This window comes from Streptomyces sp. R302, assembly GCF_012927245.1.
GTDB lineage: Bacteria > Actinomycetota > Actinomycetes > Streptomycetales > Streptomycetaceae > Streptomyces.
In genome coordinates, this window is sequence record NZ_JABBGE010000006.1 from 1 (window position 1) to 18,509 (window position 18,509).

The following is an 18,509-nucleotide window of genomic DNA, read 5'->3' on the forward strand; positions in this document are numbered from 1 at the left end:
GGACGGGGTATCAACTAATCTGGCGTTGATTTTTGGCACGCTGTTGAGTTCTCAAGGTGCGGACGCTTCCTTCGTTCCTGTTTCCAGGCCCTCCGGGCGCTTCCTTCGTTTCCGACTCTATCAGATCCTTTCGGCGTCTGATTCCCAGTCAGAGGGGTTTGTCTTTCCGGCCGCTGGGCCGTTCCGACGAGTGAGACTTTAGCGGATTCCCCGCCCCCGACGCGAATCGAGGGTTTCGAATCCCCATTTCGCAAAAACGAACGGAAAGCAGAACGACACGACGAACGTCGGTCGAAAGGCTCGTTGGTTCTTGCGGAATGACTGTCCGGGGCCGACCGGAGTCGGTACTCACGTCGAACAGCTCGGAAGACATTACGGATCGGTCAGGCCCGTGTCAACTCCGCAGGCGGGACGACCCCTGCGGGTGATCATGGGCGGAGGCTGGACACGACCTCGGCGGTGGCGGCCACGCCGTTCTGGATGGTGGGGGCCATGCTCGTGCCGGCCAGGAAGAAGCCGAGCAGGGCGCAGACCACGGCGTGGGTGACCTTGAGGCCTCCGCTGCGCATGAAGACCACGGCCAGTACGAGGAGCAGCACCACGACGGAAACGGAAACGGCCATCGCTCTCACGTCCTTCTTCTGCCGCACCGGAATTGCGGCGTTCGGCGGACAGTGTGGCGGAATGGGCGATCCGTCCGGAGGAACGACGGGGCGGCCATTCGGGTGACAAGCGAAAGGATCATGCGCCCGGGGGCCGGAGGCAGTCCTTCCACTCCACCGTCCGGTCGCACCAGCGGTTCAGGAGGACGCGGTCGTGGCCTACGGCGAGGAGGCCGGCGCCGGTCTGTGCGCGGTAGGTCTCGACGGCGGCGACGAGGGCGGCCGTCGTGGAGGCGTCGAGCATGGCGGTCATCTCGTCGCAGACCAGCCAGCGGGGGCGCAGGGTGAGGGCGCGGGCGAGGCAGGCGCGCTGGAGCTGGCCGTCGCTGACCGCGTGGGGGCGGCGGGTGAGGAGTTCGGGGGTGAGGCCGACGGCGGGGGCGAGCTCGGCGACGCGGTCGGCGGCCTCCGCCTTGCGGCCGGTGGCGCGCAGGGGTTCGGCGATGAGGTCGGCGAGGGTGAGCCGGGGGTCGGCGGCGGTGCGGGGCTGCTGGAAGACGACGCCGACGGCGGTGCGCTGGGCGCGGGGGGCGCGGTGGCGCCAGGAGGTGACCTCGGTGCCGTCGAGGACGAGGCGGCCGGCGTCGGGGCGGTGGAGGAGGGCGGCGACGCGGGCGAGGGTGGACTTGCCGCAGCCGCTGGGGCCGAGGAGGCCGACGGACTCGCCGGGGGCGAGGGTGAGGGAGGCGTCGCGGAAGACCGGGGTGCGGGGGTGGTAGCCGGCGGTGACGGAGTCGAGTTCAAGCACGGGGGCGCTCCGGGTGGTGGCAGGCGACGCCGGCGCGGAGGGCCGGGACGGTGGCGCAGAGGTCGGTGGCGCGCGGGCAGCGCGGGGCGAAGGCGCAGCCTTCGGGGAGGTCGGAGAGTTCCGGGGGCATGCCGGGGATGGGGGTGAAGGCGCGGTCGGGGAGGGCGTCGAGGAGGCCGCGGGCGTAGGGGTGGGCGGGTCCTGTGGTGCCGAAGAAGCGGTGGGCGGGGGCGAGCTCGACGATCCGGCCGGCGTACATGACGGCGACGCGGTCGGCGATGCGGGCGGCGGCGGTGAGGTCGTGGGTGATGAGGAGGAGGCCGCGGCCGTCGTCGGCGTGGCGGCGGAGTTCGTCGGCGGTGCGTTCGACGAGGTCGCGGTCGAGGCCGGTGGTGGGTTCGTCGGCGAGGAGGAGGGGGGCGTCGCCGATGAGGGCGAGGGCGGTGGCGGCGCGCTGGGCGAGGCCGCCGGAGAGCTCGTGGGGGTGGGAGTCGAGGTGGGTGGCGGGGAACGCGGCGCGGTCCGCGGCGCCCTCGGCGGCCTTGCGGCGGCCGGAGCGCGGGGTGTCGGTGAGCGCCCGGACGGTCTCCTCCAGGTGGGCGCGGACGGTGCGGACCGGGGTGAGGTGGGCGGCGGGGCTCTGGGGGACGAGGCCGATGCGCCGGCCGCGTACGGAGCGGGCGAGGGTCTTCTCGTCGGCGGCGAGGAGGTCGGTGCCGGCGATCAGGGCCGTACCGCTGGTCTCGGCGTTGGCGGGGAGGAGGCCGAGGAGGGCGGAGGCGAGGACGGACTTGCCGCAGCCGGACTCGCCGACGAGGGCGAGGCACTCCCCCGGTGCCAGGTCGAAGTCGGCGTCGGTGACGGCGGCGACGGTGCGGCCGCCGCGCAGGCGGAAGCGGACGGTGAGGCCGCGGACGCTGAGGAGGGCGTCCTCGGCGCGTTCGGCGGTGACGGCGTCGAGGGCGCGCGCGACGCGGGCGTTCACAGCATGAGCTCCGATCGGCGGCGGGGGTTGAGGCGGTCGCGCCAGGCGCCGGCGAGGCCGGCGATGGCGAGGGTGGGGACGATCAGGAAGAGGCCGGGGAAGAGGGTGGGCCACCAGTCGCCGGCGAGGAGGGAGGAGCGGGCGGACTGGACGAGGTTGCCGAGGCTGGCCTGGTGGCTGGGGAGGCCGAGGCCGAGGAAGGAGAGGGCGGACTCGTGCCACATGGCGTGCGGGACCATCAGGACGGCGGCGAGGCCGGCCTGCGGGAGGACCGCCGGCAGGAGGTGGCGGGTGGCGACGCGGCGGCGGGAGGCGCCGCCGGAGATGGCGGCCTCGATGTGGGGGCGGGTGCGGAGGGAGAGGACTTCGGAGCGGACGATGCGGGCGGTGGAGAGCCAGTGGGTGACCGCGACGGAGGCGATGACGGGCCAGACGCCGGGGCGGAAGAGGGCGACGACGAAGATGCCGAGGAGCAGGTGCGGCACGGAGGAGAAGGCGTCGACGAGGCGCATGAGGGTGCGGTCGGTCCAGCCGCCGAGGGCGCCGGCCGCGGCGCCGACGGCGGTGCCGAGGACGGTGGCGACGAGGGCGGCGACGAGGCCGACGAGGAGGGAGATCCGCAGGCCGTAGACGCAGCGGAGGAGGAGGTCGCGGCCGACGTCGTCGGTGCCGAAGGGGTGGACCCAGGAGGGCGGGAGGAGCTTCTGGGAGAGGTCGACGGCCTGTTCGTCGAGGTGGACGAGCGGGGGGACGAGGAGGACGGCGAGGGCGACGGCGCCGACGACGGCCGCGGACGTCCAGAGGCGGAGGCGGTGGGTGCGGGGGTCAGCCATCGAAGCCCACCCTCGGGTCGGCGAGGCCGTACAGGAGGTCGGAGAGGAGGTTGCCGAGGAGGACGGCCGCGGTGGCGAGCACGGTGAGGGCGGCGAGCAGCGGGAAGTCGACGGCGGTGGCGGCCTGGACGGTGGCGGCGGCAATGCCGGGCCAGCTGAAGACGGTCTCCACGAGGAGGGCTCCGGTGATGAGCTCGGGGACGCGGGAGCCGATGAGGGTGAGCATCGGGAGCATGCCGGAGCGCAGGGCGTGGCCGGTGAGGACGGTGCGTTCGGCGAGGCCGCGGGCGCGGGCGCCGCGGACCGGGTCCTCGTCGAGGGCGTCGCCGACGCCCTGGCGGACGTAGAGGAAGAACCAGGGCAGCTGGGTGAGGCCGAGGACGAGGGCGGGGAGGACGAGGTGGCGGGCGACCTGGTCGGGGGTGACGGTGTCGCTGGCGGTGTCGGTGAGGCCGCCGGCGGGCAGGACGCCGAGTTCGAGGGAGAAGAACCAGATGGCGAGGAGGCCGAGCCAGAAGGCGGGGGCGGCTTCCAGGGTGTAGGCGAGGGAGCTGACGGTCCGGTCGAGGAGGCCGCCGCGGCGGCGTCCGGCGAGGACGCCGAGGAGGGTGCCGAGGGCGAGGGCGACGGCGAAGGCGGTGGCGGCGAGGAGGACGGACCAGCCGAGGCGTTCGGTGATGACGTCGGCGACGGGGCGGCGCATGACGGAGGAGTCGCCGAGGTCTCCGGTGAGGGCGGAGGTGAGCCAGCCCCACCAGCGGGTGAGGAGGGGCTGGTCGACGCCGAGGTTGTGGCGGAGCTGGTCGAGGTTGTCCTGTGAGGCGGTGAGGCCGGCGGTGCCCGCGTAGGCCTTGACGGGGTCGAAGGGGGAGGCTTCGGCGACCGCGAAGACGGCGAGGGTGACGCCGAGGAGGACGGGGACGGCGGCGAGGGCGCGCCGTCCCGTCATCCGGGCCATGGCCCCCCAGGGGAGGCGGCGGCTCACTTCTCGGTGTCTCCGGTGTTCTTCGTGTCTCCGGTGTTCTTCTTGGGCTTCCAGGTCTCGACGTTCCACCAGGGGCCGGCGGCGAGGCCGTGGTCGTGGGGTTCGACCTGGGTGCCGAGGCCGTCCCAGGCGTCGTTCACGACGTAGAGGTGATCGATGTGGGTGAGGAAGGTGTACGCGGGGTTCTTGGCGAGTTCGCGCTGGACGGTGTCGTACGCGGCCTTGCGCTTGGCCTGGTCGTTCGTGCGGCGGCCGTCTTCGAGGGCGCGGTCGACGGTGTCGTCGGCGTACCAGGCCATGTTGTTGAAGCCGTCGCCGGCGAGGGTGGACTTGAGCAGGAGGTACTGGTCGAAGTCGGGGTCGCCGGGGGCGCCGCCGCCGGCGAGGACGGCGTCGGTCTTCATGCGGGGTTCGATGACCTCCCAGGTGCCGGCCTGGGTCTTGATCTCGATGCCGGCCTTGCGGGCGTCGGAGGCGTAGGCGAGGGCGTGGTCCTGACGGAGCTTGTCGCCGGAGAGGTACCAGAGGGGGAAGGAGGCGCGGACGCCGTTCCTGGTACGGACGCCGTCGGTGCCGGGCTTCCAGCCGGCCTCGTCGAGGATCTTCTGGGCGCCGGCGAGGTCGTGGCGGCGTTCGGTGCCCTGGGCGAACCAGGGGCTGTCGGTGGGGACGGGGCCGTAGGCGGGCTTGCCGGCGCCTTCGAGGATCTTGTCGACCATGGTCCGGCGGTCGACGGCGATGTCGAGGGCGCGGCGGACGGCGGTGTCGCCGGCGACGGGGTTGTGGGTGGGGAGGGTGACCGTGCGGTAATCGTAGGTCTTGGCGGTGTAGGTGCGCTTGGCCTTGTCGTCGGCGAAGCCGGCGGCGAGGTTGGGCGGGAGGATGGCGCCGTCGAGGTCGCCTGCGCGCAGGCGGGTGGCGCGGACGTCGTCGTCCTTGATGACCGCCATGGTGAACTTCTTCACCGCGGGGGCGCCGTTCCAGTACGTCGGGTTGGCCTTGAAGGTGAGCTTCTCGCCCTTGGACCAGCCGGTGAGGACGTAGGGACCGGTGCCTATGGGCCGGGTGGTGAAGGCGCCGGTGTTGACGTCCTGCTTCGCGGCGACGTGTTCGGGGGCGATGGCGTGGACGGTGCGCTCGGCGAAGGGCGCGTAGGGGTACTTGAGGCGGAAGACCACGGTGTCGTCGCCGACGGCCTCGACGCTGTCGAGGGCGTCGAGTTCCGTGCGGGAGGGGTTGTTGGTCTTCGGGTCGAGGATCGTCCGGTAGGTGAAGACGACGTCCTTGGCGGTGAAGGGCGCGCCGTCGCTGAAGGTGACGTCGTCGCGGAGCGTGTAGGTGTAGGTGCGGCCGCCGTCGCTGATGTGCGGGAGGGTGCGGGCGAGGGCCGGCTTGAGCTTCATGTCGGCGTCGAGGGCGAGGAGCCCGTCGAAGATCTTGGAGTTGCCGTCCTTGCCGTAGCCGAGGAGGGGGCTGAGGGTGTCGGGCTCGTAGGCGATGCCGACGACGGCGGAGTCCTTGGGTCCGGCGGGTCCGGCGGTGGCGGCGCCGGGGTTCGTGCAGGCCGCGGTCGCCAGGGCGAGGGCTCCGGTGACGGTCGCGGCGGTCGCGCGGCGGACGGTTCGGGCGGCCATCGTGCCCACACCCCTTTTTGAAGATCAACTGTTATTGCGAACAGCTTGCAATTAAACCGCATGGGTGCGAGGGGACCCCTGGTGGGGTAGGCCGCCCCCGGACATCGACGACACCGGGAGCAGACGATGGACGACGGGTACGGGGACGCGCTGGGGGCCGCCGAGCTGTTCGACGAGGTGGGGCTCGACTACGAGCGGGCGTTCGGGCGGCTGCCCGCGCAGCTCGCGGCGGTCGAGTGGCTGACCGGGCGGCTCCCGGCCGGCTCCCGCGTGCTCGATGTCGGCAGCGGCACGGGACGGCCGGTCGCCGCGCTGCTCGCCGCCGCCGGGCACGAGGTGACCGGGATCGACGTCTCCCGGACGATGGTCGAGCTGGCCCGGGAGCAGGTGCCCGGGGCACGGTTCGAGCAGGTCGACGTCCGGGAGCACACCCCTCCGGAGGGCGGGTACGACGCGGTGTGCGCCTTCTTCCCGCTGCTGATGATGGACCGGAAGGACCAGGTCCTGGCGGTGCGCCGGATGGCGTCGTGGCTGGTGCCGGGCGGGCTGCTGGTGTCGGCGACGGTCCCGGCGGACGTCGAGGGCCTGGAGATCACCTGGATGGGGCGGCGGGCGCGGGTCTCCAGCTTCTCGGCCGAGGCGTACCTGGGACTGCTGCGGGAGGAGTGCGGTCTGGAGGTGCTCCACCAGGAGCTGTCGGTCTTCACGCCCGAGGTGCCGGGCGGCGAGCCCGAGGAGCACCTGTTCTGTTACGCGTGCCGCGGGGCGGGCGCGGGCGGATGAGGCGCGGCGGGTGAGGCGCGGCGGCCGGGGTTCGTGGGCCCCGGCCGCGCGACGGGGGTCAGGCCGGGGCGGGGAGGTCCGCCAGGGCGGCGATCGCGTCCTGGTGGTGGCCGGTGGAGCCGAGGGCGAGCTGGTCGGCCTTGGCGCGCTTGAGTGCCAGGTGGGCGGGGTGTTCCCAGGTCATGCCGAGGCCGCCGTGCAGCTGGACGCACTCCTCGGCGGCGCGGACGGCGACTCCGGAGCAGTACGCCTGGGCCACGGCCACCGTCAGTTCGGTGTCGGGTGCGCCGGTGGCGAGGGCGTCGGCGGCGGCGCGGGCCGCCGCGCGGGCTCCGACGAGGTCCAGCCAGAGGTGGGCCATGCGGTGCTTGAGCGCCTGGAAGGAGCCGATCGGCCGGTTGAACTGGTAGCGCTCCTTGGTGTGGCGGACGGTCTCCTCCAGGCACCACTCGGCGAGTCCGAGCTGTTCGGAGGCGAGCAGGCCGGCGCCGGCGAGGAGCCCGCGGCGGACCGCGGCGCGCCCTGCCCCGGTGTCCGCGAGGCGGACGCCCCCGGCGTCGCGGGTGTCGACGACGGCGAGCGGCCGGGTCAGGTCGAGCGAGGACTGGCGGGTGACCGTGGCGTCCGTGGCGTCGACGGCGTACAGGCCGTCGGGGCGCGGGACGAGGAGGACGTCGGCGGCGACGGCGTCCGCGACGGCGGGCACGCGGCGTTCGGGGTCGACCGTCTTCCGCGGTGCGGTGGAGAACGGCAGCGCGAGGACGGCGACGCGGTCGCCGCTCGCCAGTGCGGCGAGCAGGTCGGCCGCCGGGCCGCTGTCGGCGGCGAGGGCGAGCAGCGTCTCGGTCGCCACCACCGCGCTGGTGAGGTACGGGGCCGGGGTGACGGCCCGGCCGAGCTCCTCCAGGACGACGGCCGCCTCGCGGTGGCTCGCGCCCTGGCCGCCGAGCTTCTCCGGCACGAGCAGTCCGGCGGCGCCGATCCCGCCCGCGAGGGCCTCCCACAGGCCGGGGAGGTACGGGCTCGGCTCCTCGACGCGGCCGAGGACGGTCCGGGTGTCCGCGCGGTCGGTGAGCAGGGAGCGGACGGCGGCCCGCAGGTCGTCCTCGGTGTCGGAGTAGAGCAGATCCGGCTGTCGGGTCATCGGGCGAGGTCCTTCCAGGGGACGTCCTTGTCGTTGCGGGGCTCGGGCGGCAGGCCGAGGACGCGTTCGGCGACGATGTTGAGGAGCACCTCGGTCGTCCCGCCCTCGATGGAGTTGCCCTTGGAGCGCAGGTAGCGGTAGCCCGCGTCGCGGCCGGTGAAGTCGACCAGGTCGGGCCGGACCATCGTCCAGTCCCCGTACAACAGGCCCTCGTCGGCGAGGAGTTCGACCTCCAGGCCGCTGATGGCCTGGTTGAGGCGGGCGAAGCCGAGCTTCATGGCGCTGCCCTCGGGGCCGGGCTGGCCGGCGACGAGCTGCTGGCGCAGCCGCTCGCCGGTGAGGCGGGCGACCTCGGCGTCGACCCAGAGGTCGAGGAGGCGGCGGTGGAGGGCGTGGGTGCGCAGGTCGGGGCGGTCGCGCCAGGCGCCGGCGGCCTTGCCGATCATGCCGCCCTCGCGGGGGATGCGGGCGCCGCCGATGGAGACCCGCTCGTTCATGAGGGTGGTCTGGGCGACCCGCCAGCCGTCGCCGACCTCGCCGAGGCGGTGGGCGTCGGGGATGCGGACGCCGGTGAGGAAGACCTCGTTGAACTCGGCCTCGCCGGTGATCTGGCGCAGCGGCCTGACCTCGACGCCGGGGTCGGTCATGTCGCAGACGAAGTAGGTGATGCCGCGGTGCTTGGGGAGGTCGGGGTCGGTGCGGGCGATGAGGATGGCCCAGCGGGCGGTGTGGGCGCTGGAGGTCCACACCTTCTGGCCGTCGACCACCCAGTCTCCCCCGTCGTCCCGGACCGCGCGGGTGCCGAGGGCGGCGAGGTCGGAGCCGGCGCCGGGCTCGCTGAAGAGCTGGCACCAGACCTCCTCGCCGGTCCACAGGGGCTTGAGGAAGCGGGACTTGACCTCTTCGGAGCCGTACGCGAGGAGGGTGGGGGCGGCCATGCCGAGGCCGATGCCGATGCGGCGGGGGTCGTTGTCGGGGGCGCCGGCGGCGGCGAGTTCGGCGTCGACGACGGCCTGGAGGGAGCGGGGCGCGTCGAGTCCGCCGAGGCCGACGGGGTAGTGGACCCAGGCGAGGCCGGCGTCGAAGCGGGCGCGGAGGAAGTCGAGGCGGTCGGTGTCGGCGGGCGGGTGCTCGGCGAGCAAAGCCCGGGTGCGCGCCTGGAGTTCGGCGGCGTCGGTCATGCGCGGGCTCCTTCCGGGAGGACGACCAGGCGGCCGGTGGTGGTGCCGTCGGCGACGCGCTGGACGGCGTCGGCGGCGCCGGCGAAGGGGACGCGTTCGGCGACGAGCGGCTTGACGGTGCCCTTGGTGGCGAGGGTGGTGAGGGTGTCGTGGCACTGGAGCACGGCGGCCGGGTCGAGCCGGGCGTAGAGGCCCCAGTGGAGGCCCAGGATCGAGTAGTTCTTCACCAGGGCGTGGTTGAGGGCGGGGGTGGGGATGGTGCCGCTCGCGAAGCCGACGACGACGATCCGGCCCTCGAAGGCGACGCATTTGGCGGACTGCTGGTAGGCGTCGCCGCCGACGGGGTCGTAGATCACGTCGGCGCCGCGGCCGCCGGTGGCGGCCTTGACGGCGGCGACGACGTCCTCGGCGCGGCGGTCGATCACCACGTCGCAGCCGAGGTCGCGGGCGACGGCGGCCTTGGCGGGGCCGCCGACCACGCCGATGACGGTGGCGCCGGCGGCCTTGCCGAGCTGGACGGCGGCGCTGCCGACACCGCCGGCCGCGGCGTGCACGAGGAGGGTCTCGCCCGGCTTGAGGGCGGCGCGGCGGTGGAGGCCGAACCAGCCGGTCTGGTAGCCGATGTGGAGGGCGGCGGCCTCGGCGTCGTCGAGGGCGTCGGGGGCCGGGAGGAGGGTGGCGGCGTCCGCGAGGGCGTGGTCGGCGAAGCCGCCGTGCGGGAGGGCGGCGGTGGCGATGACCCGGCGCCCGTCCCGGGTCTCGCCGCAGAGCTCGACGCCGGGGGTGAAGGGCAGCGGGGGGCGGACCTGGTAGTGGCCGCGGCAGAGCAGCGCGTCGGGGAAGTTGACGTTGGCGGCGCGGACCCTGAGGAGGACCTGGCCGGGGCCGGGCTCGGGGACGTCCACCTCCTCGCGGCGCATCACCGCGCCGGGTTCGCCGTTCTCGTGCACTCGCCATGCCTGCATCCGTCGAGCCTCCGTCCGTACCGAGCGGTCGGTCGCATACTAAGCGGTCGCTTGGCCTTGGGGGAACCACTCAGCCGGACTTCTTCGGCCGCGCCCGTACGTGCATCCGCTCGCCCTGCGGCCCGAACAGGCTGAGGAACTCCACCGGCCCGTCGGCGGTCGGGCCGAACCAGTGCGGCACACGGGTGTCGAACTCGGCGGCCTCGCCGGCGGCCAGCACCACGTCGTGCTCCCCCAGGACGAGCCGGAGCCGCCCGGAGAGCACGTACAGCCACTCGTATCCCTCGTGGACCCGCGGGTCCGGCTGCTCCGAGGCCTTCTCCTGGACCACCTTGTACGCCTGGAGGCCGCCGGGCTGGCGGGTCAGCGGGTACATGGTGCGGCCGTGCCGGACGATCGGGCGGGCCCGCACCCGGGGGTCGCCCACCGGCGGGGCGCCGACCAGCTCGTCCAGCGGGACCTGGTGGGCGCGGGCGAGCGGCAGGAGCAGTTCGAGGCTGGGCCTGCGCTGCCCGGACTCCAGGCGGGAGAGGGTGGAGACGGAGATGCCGGTGGCGGTGGAGAGCTCGGCCAGGGTCACCCCGCGGTCGCGGCGGACCCGGCGCAGCCGGGGGCCGACCTCGGTGAGGACGGCGTCGATGCGGTCGTCTTCGGTCATGCGTCCAGTGTTGCAGGAACGGCAAGTTTCCTTGCCACCGAGGCGGTGCCGGGTCGAGGCTCGCGGCATGAACGCACTCACGGATGACAACAGGTACGAGGTCGTGGTGGTCGGCGGCGGCGCGGCCGGGCTGAGCGCCGCGCTGATCCTCGGCCGGTCGCGGCGCCGCACCCTGGTCGTCGACGCGGGCGAGCCGCGCAACGCGCCCAGCGCACACATGCAGGGATACCTCTCGCGGGACGGGATGAGCCCGGCGGAGTTCCTCGCGGCCGGCCGCCGCGAGCTGGGCGCGTACGGGGTCGAGGTCAGGCCCGGGGAGGTGACGGGAGCCGTCCGGGACGGTGACGGCTTCGCCCTGACGCTCGCCGACGGCACCGCGCTGTCGGCCCGGCGGCTGGTCGTCGCGACCGGTCTCGTCGACGTGCTGCCGGAGATCGAGGGCCTGGCCGGGCGGTGGGGCCGGGACGCGCTGCACTGCCCGTACTGCCACGGCTGGGAGGTCCGCGACCGGTCCTTCGGGGTCATCGCGCACGCGGCCATGCCCGCCCACCAGGCGCTGATGGTCTCGCACTGGTCCCCCGACGTCACCCTCTTCCTGGACGGCGCCGCGCTCACGGAGCAGGACGCCCGGCTGCTCGACGCGGCGGGCGTCAGGACCGTGGAGGGCGCGGTCGAGAGGATCGCGGTCGCGGACGACCGGCTGACCGGGGTCCGGCTCGCCGACGGCCGGACCGTCGCCTGCGAGGTCGTCTTCGCGGCGGCGACCCGGCTCGTCGCCCGCGACGGAGTGCTCCGACAGCTCGGCGCGGAACTGTACGAGACCCCCTTCGGCTCCTTCGTGAAGGTGGACGAGACCGGCCGGACGAGCGTGCCCGGCGTGTGGGCGGCGGGCAACGTGACGGGCCCGACCGAGCAGGTCGTCAACGCGGCGAGCCTCGGCTACCGGGCCGGCACGGTGATCAACGGGGAGCTGCTGATGGACGACCTCGCGGCGAAGGCGGACGGACGCGACGGCTGAGCGGTGCCAGGGGCGTCGTGTCGGTCGGGCCGGTCCGGTGAGCCCGGGGCCGCGGCCGTGCGCCGGTCGGATGAACCGGACCGGCAGCGGTCGCGTCGCTCCGGCAGGGGGCTCAGGATCGGCCATGGTGGCCGGAACCCGGCCCGGAGGCAGGACGACGGAAGGACGGCACCCGCCCATGCTCGACACCCGGTACACCCACGGTTCCCCCTGCTGGATCGACCTCGGCAGCCCGGACACCACCGCCGCGGCGGAGTTCTACGCCGCCGTGCTCGGCTGGGAGTACCGTTCGGCGGGCCCGGAGGGCGGCGGGTACGGCTTCTTCCAGCAGGACGGAGCCACCGTGGCCGCCCTCGGACCGCTCACCGAGGACGGGGCCCGCAGTGCGTGGACCGTGTACTTCCGGACGACGGACGCGGAGACGACGCAGATGGTGGCCGCCGCCGAGGGCGGCAGGATCCGCGTCCGCGCCATGGACGTGATGGACGCCGGGCGGATGGCCGCGCTCACCGACCCCGCCGGGGCCGAGTTCGCCGTCTGGCAGCAGGGCTCGGTGAAGGGCCTGGACCGCACCTCGTCCACCAACACGCTGGTGTGGGTGGAGCTCCACACGCCCGACCCGGAGGCCGCGCTCGACTTCTACCGCTCGCTCTTCGAATGGCGGTGGGCGGAGATGGCGGCGCCCGGCATGACGTACCGGGTGATCTCCACCGCCGACGGCGACCAGCAGGACGCCTCCTTCGGCGGCGCGGCAGAACTCCGGGACTCCGCCGAACGGTCCCGCTGGATCCCCTACTTCGCGGTCGAGGACGCCGACGCGACGGCGGGCGCGGTGACCGCCTCCGGCGGCACGGTGCTGCTCCCGCCGGCCGACATCCCCGACGTCGGCCGCCTCGCCTGGTTCGCCGACCCCTCCGGCGCCGAGTTCGCCGTCCTGACGCCGGCGCCGACGGCCGACCGGCCCACAGGCCCCGCCTGAGGCCTGTCCGGCCCTGGGCCGTGTCTTTCGGATCAGGCCGGATCAGCTCGCGGCGTCCGGTGCCGTGCGTCGCAAGGCGGAGGAGGGAGTCCATGCGGTGGGGGCACCTCCCAGCGGTAGCTGGGGGACATCGGCAACTGACGACAACGCGGCGAGGCGCGGTGCCAGGCGCCGCGGGCCCGGCATGATCCGGAAGACACGGCCTAGCGGGGGAAGACCTCGAAGGTCACCGCCGGGCGGCCGCCGAAGCGGGCGGCGTCCCGGGCGGTGGCGGACGTCATGAACTCCCCGACGTACTCCTCCGGTTCCTGGTCCGTCAGGGCCTCGATGTAGGCGCGGTGGCAGAGCAGGGACTCGACGGCGCGTTCCAGGCCGGGACCCGCGTCGACGGCGTGGGTCGGGGTGCTGGAGGCGGCGACGGCGACGTGGCGGACGCCGTCCCAGGGCTCCAGACCCCGCTCCGTCAGCTCGGGGAAGATCCAGCGGTTGCCCGCGTCCGACGCCGCGTCGAGGGTGGCGCGGCCCACGGCCACGTGGTCGGGGGTGTTCCGGGGCGCGCCGGGACCGTCGCCCCAGGTGTCGCGGTGGTTGAGGGTCACCACGAGGTCGGGGCGGTGGCGGCGGATCGCGGCGGCGATGTCGCGGCGCAGCGCGATGCCGTACTCGATGACGCCGTCGCGGTGGTCGAGGAACTCGACGGTGTCCACGCCGACGACGGCGGCGCTCGCCCGCTGCTCCCGTTCGCGCAGCGGGCCGCACACGTCCGGGGCGAGCGTGTCGATGCCGGCCTCGCCCCGGCTGACCAGCAGGTAGACGACCTCCTTGCCGGCGTCGGTCCAGCTCGCCACGGCCGCCGCGCAGCCGTACTCCAGGTCGTCGGGGTGGGCGACGACGGCGAGGGCGCGCCGCCAGTCGCCCGGCAGCTCCGGCAGCTCCGGCGGGTCGGTGGCTTCGGTGTCGATCATGCCCGCAGGATACGGGCCGCGTCGGCCGCGGTCGGGCGGAACGCTCCGGCGAGGATGACGGAGCGGGAGACGTGGCGGGGGCGGTCGGGGTTGAGTCCGCGCCGGGCGGCGAGGGCGACGGCGAGCCGCTGGGCGCGGACGAGGGCGGCGACCGGGTCGACGGCGTCGGCGGTGAACAGGGCGCCGGTGGACTCGACTTCCTCGCGCAGCCCGGCCGGGACGGGGCCGAGGCACCAGACGAGGCTGGTCCGGTCACTGACGCTGATCGGGCCGTGGCGGTACTCCATCGCCGGGTACGACTCCGTCCAGGCGCGGGCCACCTCACGGATCTTGAGCGCCGCCTCGTCGGCGAGGCCGACGGTCCAGCCGGTGCCGAGGAAGGTGAACTGGACGCGCCTCAGCCAGTGTTCGGGCAGCGGCTCGTACAGGGCGAGCTCGGCGTCGGCGAGGGAGGGGGCGAGGTCCACCCCGAGCCCGGCGCGCAGGAGTTGGAGGGCCGTGGTCGCGAACCGGGTCTGGACGACGGAGCGTTCGTCGGCGAAGGAGAGGTCGACCACGTGGTCGGCGAGGCGGGCGGCGGGGCTGTCCGGGACGCCGGTGAGGACGAGGGCCGGCAGGCGGCCCGCCGCACCGCCGAGGAGGTCGACGACCTCGGTAGTGGTACCGGAGCGGGTGAGGGCCACGATCCGGTCGTACCCCCGGCCGAGCGGGGTCCGCTCGGAGGCCGGGAAGGCGTCGGTCTCGCCCGCGCCGAGGGACTCCCGCAGGGCCGCGTAGGCGCGGGCGATCAGGTACGAGGTGCCGCAGCCGACGACGGCGACCCTCCCCCAGACTCCGTCCGGGGGACCCCCATCTCGCTTCGCTCGCCGGGCTTGGGCAGCCGGTCGGCGACCGGGCCCGCGAGGGCGGCGGCGCGGCGCCAGCAGTCGGGCTGGCCGGCGATCTCGGCGGTGACGTGTGCGCTCATGCACCGAGTTCTAGCCGCCCGTGACGGGCCGGGACCATGGGCGATCGGGGTCCGGCGCTGGGACTTTCGCGCGCGCCGGACCCGGGGCCGTACCCGTACGCCCGCCCGTCAGAGTTCGTCGCGGGAGAGGGCGAGGAGGCGGTCGAGGACGCGCGGGCCGCCCGCACGGACGCCGTCGTGCTCGAACTCGTCGGTCACCCAGGTGCGCAGCCCGCGGATCGCCCGGGCGGTCTCCAGGGAGTGGGCGGTGTCGACGTACATGTCGTCGTGGTAGACGGCTGCGGCCACCGGCACCCGGTTGGCGGCCAGCCGCTCGGGGTCGTACAGCGGTGTCCAGTCGTCCCGTCCGGCGAGGAGCGCGGCGGTCTCGCGCAGCGGGCGGAGGGCCGGGTCGGTGGTGAAGTGCCAGGGGTGGACGGTCTCGCCGGTGAGGAGGACGGGGGCGCCGGAGGCGAGCGCGCCGGCGGCGTCGAACTCGGGGAAGTCGGCGCGGACCCGCTCGGCGGCCCAGTCGGTGGGGCCCTGGCCCTGGGCGTAGATGGCCTCGTGGAGGACGGCGTACAGCGGGTGGCCGGCGTACGAGAGGTGGGCCTGGACCTGTTCCAGGAAGGCGTCGGCGAGGGCGGGCCCGGTGGGCGTCGGCACGAAGGCGCCCTCCAGGAGGTGGTGGAGCTGGTGGGTGCCCTCGCCGGAGCCGAGGAGGATGCCGAGGGACTGGAAGGCCTCGACGGTGAGGAGGCCGCCGCCGGGGAGGGTGACCTCGCGCTCCAGGAGGTGGGCGGCGACGGCGCGGACGCGTTCGGCGTCGCGCGGGTAGCGGGCGAAGTGGGCCTCGTTCTTGCGGCGGACGCGCGGATAGGCGGCGGCGTAGACCTCGTCGGCGGTGGCGTCGAGGGACGGCAGGCCGCCGGTGATCAGGACCCGCTCCAGGCCCTCGGGGGCGGTGGACAGGTAGTGGACGGCGCAGAAGCCGCCGAAGCTCTGGCCGAGGACCGTCCAGGGGGCGCCGCCGGTGAGGCGGCGGCGGATCAGCTCGCAGTCCCGGACGATGGCGTCGGCGCGGAAGTGCGCGAGGTAGTCGGCCTGCGCGGCGGCGTCGCCGCGCAGCGGGAGGGTCTGGCGGTTGGCGGGCGTGGAGCGGCCGGTGCCGCGCTGGTCGAGCAGGAGGACCCGGAACTCGCGGACGGCCCGGCCGAGCCACGCCTGCCGGCCGATGAACCGGCGGGCGCCGAAGCCGGGGCCGCCCTCCAGGTAGACCAGCCAGGGGAGCCGCTCGCGGTCCCGGTCGCCGAGACCCGAGGCGACGACCTCGCGGCCGTACACCTCGATCTGCTCGCCGTCGGGGCGGGTGTGGTCGAGGGGGACGGGGAAGTGGTGGTCGGTGACGACGACGCCGGGCTGACGGTAGGTGGTCAACGGTGCTCCTGCGGGTGTTCCTGCGCGGTCACCCCTAGTGGATCACGGACCGGCGTGGCGGGCTCAGGAGGCCTGCATCACCGCGATGACGTTGCCGGCCGGGTCGGTGAACCAGGCGATGCCCGCCGGGCCGCCCTCGCCCGGGCCCCGGACGACGCCCTTCTCGTCGGCCTCGAACTCCGGGTAGCGCTCGAAGGTGGCGCCCCGGGCGACCAGGTCGTCGACGGCCCGGTCGATGTCGTCGACCTCGAAGTTGAGGACGGTGAAGGAGGCCGGCGTGTGGTTCTCCTTGGGGTAGACGAAGACCCGGGCCCCGCCGGGCAGGGTCAGGAACAGCATCCGCATGTCGCCGGTCCCGGTGTCCTCCACGGCCAGGCCGAGCCGGTCGCCGTAGAACTGCCGGGCGGCGTCCAGGTCGTCCACCGAGAAGCTGCTGTACGCCGTCGTCTCGCCGAACATGGTGCTCCCTTCCGGGGCCCCGGGTGACGGGGCTCCCCTTCCAGGATCCGCCTGTTCGGCGAGGGACGCTCGGGACGGCTCAGGGCGCGATCGGCAGCTGCCGCTTGTGCTCGGTGAGCTCGTAGCGGCGGACGATGGAGGCGTGGGCGGCCTCGGCGACCGGCTTGCCCTCCAGGAAGTCGTCGATGTCGTCGTACGTGACGCCGAGGGCGTCCTCGTCGGGCTTGCCCGGGTCGAGGGTCTCCAGGTCGGCGGTCGGGACCTTCCAGACCAGGGAGGCGGGGGCGCCGAGCTCGGCGGCGACGGCGCGGACGCGGCGCTTGGTGAGGCCGGTGAGCGGGACGAGGTCGGCGGCGCCGTCGCCGAACTTGGTGAAGAAGCCGGAGACGGCCTCGGCGGCGTGGTCGGTGCCGACGACCAGGCCGTCGTGGGCGCCGGCGACCGCGTACTGGGCGATCATGCGCTGGCGGGCCTTGATGTTGCCGTGCACGAAGTCCTCGTGGTGGGCGTCGCGGAAGGTGACGCCGGCGGTCCTGGCGGCGTCGAGGGCAGCGTCGCTGGCCGCCTTGACGTCGACGGTGAGGACCTGGTCGGCGCGGATGAAGTCGAGGGCGGTCTGGGCGTCCTGCTCGTCGGCCTGGACGCCGTACGGCAGGCGCATGGCGTAGAAGGTCGCCTCGTGGCCGGCGGCGCGGGCGCGCTCGACGGCGAGCTGGCAGAGCCGGCCGGCGGTGGTGGAGTCCACGCCGCCGCTGATGCCGAGGACGAGGGAGCGCAGTCCGGTGGTGGTGAGGCGCTCGGCGAGGAAGGCCACCCGGCGCTCGATCTCGACGAGCGGGTCGAAGATCTCGGGGACCTGGAGCTCCCGGGCGATCTGCTGCTGGCGGGCGATGGGCGCCGGGTCGGTCACGGAGGGCTCCTCGTCGTCGGAAGGGGTGCGGGCGACGGTTCCGACTTTACGGGGTGCGGTGCGCGTGCCTGGTCAGGGGCCCGGGGCGCAGAGCACCTCGACGCGCTGGACGAGGTTGTTGGCGAAGCCGCCGCGGTTCCAGGGTGCGGCGAGGGGCTGGACGCGGCCGGTGGCGTCGGTGGCGCGGACGGTGAGGTGGCGCAGGCCCGGGGTGGCGTTCCAGGTGGTGTGCCAGGCGGCCCAGGCCCAGGGGTGGGCGGGGTCGTGGGCGACCTCGGCGTCGGTCCAGGCGGCGCCGCCGTCCTCGCTGACCTGGACGCGGGTGACGGGGCCGTGGCCGGACCAGGCGCGGCCGGTGAGGGGGACGGGCCCGGGGCGGACGACGCGGGCGCGGGAGAGGAAGTCGGGGAAGCCGGGCGGGGCCATGAGGGCGCGGGGTGCGATGAGGGTGACGGGTTCGCCCGGCTCGTCGGGTTCCTGGCGGAGCCGGTAGGCGGCCGTCTGCTGGAAGCCGGTGTAGGGGGTGGCGGTGAGGGTGATGTCGCGGAGCCACTTCACGTGGGCCATGCCGTACCAGCCGGGGACGACGAGCCGGAGCGGGCTGCCGTGCTGGGGCGGCAGCGGGGCGCCGTTCATGGCGTAGGCGACGAGGACGTCGCGGGCGGGGTCGGCGGCGGTGGCGAGCGGCAGGGAGCGGCGGTAGTCCTGCTCGACGCCGCGTTCGACGCCGTGGTCGGCGCCGGTGAAGACGGCCTCGGCGGCGTCCTCGGCGGGGCCTGCCTCGGCGAGGAGGGCGGCGAGGGGGACGCCGGTCCAGTCTGCGGTGCCGACGGCCTCGACGAGCCAGGGCTGGCTGACGGGGCGGGGGCTGAGCCGGGCGCGGCCGTTCCCGGCGCACTCCAGGGTGACGCGGCGGGTGGTGGCGGGGCGGGCGCGGAGGGCGTCGAGGTCCAGGTCGAGCGGGCGGAGGACCCGGCCGCCGAGGGTGAGCCGCCAGTCGTCGGGGGCGGTGGCGGGGATGTCGTAGTGGACGAGGACATAGTGGAGGCCGGGCGGGGTGACGTCGTACCGGAGGGCTTCCAGCGGGAGTCCGTGGTTGCGGGTGGCGAGGGCCAGTTCCTGCGGGGTGAGGCCCTCGTCGGGTCCGGCGAGGCGTGCCGGTCCGCTGACGGCACCGAGGTCGCCCGGCGTGCGGTCCATGTCCTCATGGTGCGCCG

General features: G+C 74.5%; 18 protein-coding genes and 1 pseudogene. 3 read left to right on the top strand and 16 right to left on the bottom strand.

Annotated features, from left to right (window positions below):
• Window positions 1-428 precede the first annotated feature (428 nt).
• The 6 genes from HHL19_RS19085 to HHL19_RS19110 all read right to left on the bottom strand — a co-directional run bounded on the left by HHL19_RS19085 (window position 429) and on the right by HHL19_RS19110 (window position 5,847).
• A complete protein-coding gene (locus HHL19_RS19085; RefSeq protein ID WP_169091225.1) occupies window positions 429-623 on the bottom strand; it encodes a hypothetical protein in 195 nt (64 codons plus the stop codon).
• 118 nt (window positions 624-741) lie between these two features.
• Complete coding sequence (locus HHL19_RS19090; protein ID WP_169091227.1) at window positions 742-1,410, bottom strand: ATP-binding cassette domain-containing protein; 669 nt, start codon at window positions 1,408-1,410, stop codon at window positions 742-744.
• Window positions 1,403-2,395: an ABC transporter ATP-binding protein gene (locus HHL19_RS19095; protein ID WP_346768304.1), complete on the bottom strand. Its 993-nt coding sequence runs from the start codon at window positions 2,393-2,395 to the stop codon at window positions 1,403-1,405. The genes HHL19_RS19090 and HHL19_RS19095 overlap by 8 nt, the downstream gene beginning before the upstream one ends.
• Window positions 2,392-3,228, bottom strand: a complete 837-nt coding sequence (locus HHL19_RS37425) for an ABC transporter permease (RefSeq protein WP_169091231.1) — start codon at window positions 3,226-3,228, stop codon at window positions 2,392-2,394. The genes HHL19_RS19095 and HHL19_RS37425 overlap by 4 nt, the downstream gene beginning before the upstream one ends.
• On the bottom strand, window positions 3,221-4,213 hold the full coding sequence (locus HHL19_RS19105; RefSeq protein ID WP_169091233.1) for an ABC transporter permease: 993 nt from the start codon (window positions 4,211-4,213) through the stop codon (window positions 3,221-3,223). Before HHL19_RS19105 ends, HHL19_RS37425 begins: the two co-directional genes overlap by 8 nt.
• A complete protein-coding gene (locus HHL19_RS19110) occupies window positions 4,210-5,847 on the bottom strand; it encodes an ABC transporter substrate-binding protein (protein WP_169091235.1) in 1,638 nt (545 codons plus the stop codon). The genes HHL19_RS19105 and HHL19_RS19110 overlap by 4 nt, the downstream gene beginning before the upstream one ends.
• Window positions 5,848-5,973: 126 nt before the next feature.
• Between HHL19_RS19110 and HHL19_RS19115 the strand changes: the two genes are divergently transcribed.
• A complete protein-coding gene (locus HHL19_RS19115; protein WP_169091237.1) occupies window positions 5,974-6,630 on the top strand; it encodes a class I SAM-dependent methyltransferase in 657 nt (218 codons plus the stop codon).
• A 58-nt stretch (window positions 6,631-6,688) separates the two neighbouring features.
• On the opposite strand, the gene HHL19_RS19120 is transcribed toward HHL19_RS19115, so the two are convergent.
• The 4 genes from HHL19_RS19120 to HHL19_RS19135 all read right to left on the bottom strand — a co-directional run bounded on the left by HHL19_RS19120 (window position 6,689) and on the right by HHL19_RS19135 (window position 10,578).
• Entirely contained in the window at window positions 6,689-7,774 is a 1,086-nt protein-coding gene (locus HHL19_RS19120; RefSeq protein WP_169091239.1) for an acyl-CoA dehydrogenase family protein, read from the bottom strand.
• Window positions 7,771-8,955 carry an acyl-CoA dehydrogenase family protein gene (locus tag HHL19_RS19125; protein ID WP_169091241.1) on the bottom strand — a complete coding sequence of 395 codons (1,185 nt, stop codon included), beginning with the start codon at window positions 8,953-8,955 and terminating at the stop codon, window positions 7,771-7,773. The genes HHL19_RS19120 and HHL19_RS19125 overlap by 4 nt, the downstream gene beginning before the upstream one ends.
• Window positions 8,952-9,920 carry an NADPH:quinone oxidoreductase family protein gene (locus tag HHL19_RS19130; protein ID WP_169091243.1) on the bottom strand — a complete coding sequence of 323 codons (969 nt, stop codon included), beginning with the start codon at window positions 9,918-9,920 and terminating at the stop codon, window positions 8,952-8,954. The genes HHL19_RS19125 and HHL19_RS19130 overlap by 4 nt, the downstream gene beginning before the upstream one ends.
• Window positions 9,921-9,990: 70 nt before the next feature.
• On the bottom strand, window positions 9,991-10,578 hold the full coding sequence (locus tag HHL19_RS19135) for an XRE family transcriptional regulator (protein ID WP_169091245.1): 588 nt from the start codon (window positions 10,576-10,578) through the stop codon (window positions 9,991-9,993).
• 67 nt (window positions 10,579-10,645) lie between these two features.
• Here HHL19_RS19135 and HHL19_RS19140 point away from each other — a divergent pair, with 67 nt between their 5' ends.
• Together HHL19_RS19140 and HHL19_RS19145 are read left to right on the top strand one after the other, a co-directional pair.
• Window positions 10,646-11,596, top strand: a complete 951-nt coding sequence (locus HHL19_RS19140) for an NAD(P)/FAD-dependent oxidoreductase (RefSeq protein WP_169091247.1) — start codon at window positions 10,646-10,648, stop codon at window positions 11,594-11,596.
• A gap of 178 nt (window positions 11,597-11,774) precedes the next feature.
• Entirely contained in the window at window positions 11,775-12,575 is an 801-nt protein-coding gene (locus tag HHL19_RS19145; protein WP_169091248.1) for a VOC family protein, read from the top strand.
• Window positions 12,576-12,778: 203 nt separating this feature from the next.
• Here the strand turns inward: HHL19_RS19145 and HHL19_RS19150 are convergent, their stop codons facing one another.
• The 6 genes and pseudogenes from HHL19_RS19150 to HHL19_RS19175 all read right to left on the bottom strand — a co-directional run bounded on the left by HHL19_RS19150 (window position 12,779) and on the right by HHL19_RS19175 (window position 18,492).
• On the bottom strand, window positions 12,779-13,540 hold the full coding sequence (locus HHL19_RS19150) for a PIG-L deacetylase family protein (protein ID WP_169091250.1): 762 nt from the start codon (window positions 13,538-13,540) through the stop codon (window positions 12,779-12,781).
• Window positions 13,537-14,507, bottom strand: a pseudogene (locus HHL19_RS19155) (SIS domain-containing protein). Before HHL19_RS19155 ends, HHL19_RS19150 begins: the two are co-directional and overlap by 4 nt.
• A 108-nt stretch (window positions 14,508-14,615) precedes the next feature.
• Window positions 14,616-15,923, bottom strand: a complete 1,308-nt coding sequence (locus tag HHL19_RS19160; protein ID WP_169091252.1) for an alpha/beta fold hydrolase — start codon at window positions 15,921-15,923, stop codon at window positions 14,616-14,618.
• Window positions 15,924-15,986: 63 nt separating this feature from the next.
• Window positions 15,987-16,382, bottom strand: a complete 396-nt coding sequence (locus HHL19_RS19165) for a VOC family protein (protein WP_169091254.1) — start codon at window positions 16,380-16,382, stop codon at window positions 15,987-15,989.
• A 79-nt stretch (window positions 16,383-16,461) separates the two neighbouring features.
• On the bottom strand, window positions 16,462-17,292 hold the full coding sequence (nadE, locus tag HHL19_RS19170; RefSeq protein WP_169091256.1) for an ammonia-dependent NAD(+) synthetase: 831 nt from the start codon (window positions 17,290-17,292) through the stop codon (window positions 16,462-16,464).
• A gap of 72 nt (window positions 17,293-17,364) precedes the next feature.
• Window positions 17,365-18,492 (bottom strand): sulfite oxidase, encoded by a 1,128-nt coding sequence (locus HHL19_RS19175; RefSeq protein WP_169091258.1) that lies wholly within the window; start codon window positions 18,490-18,492, stop codon window positions 17,365-17,367.
• Between the last annotated feature and the right edge of the window lie 17 nt (window positions 18,493-18,509).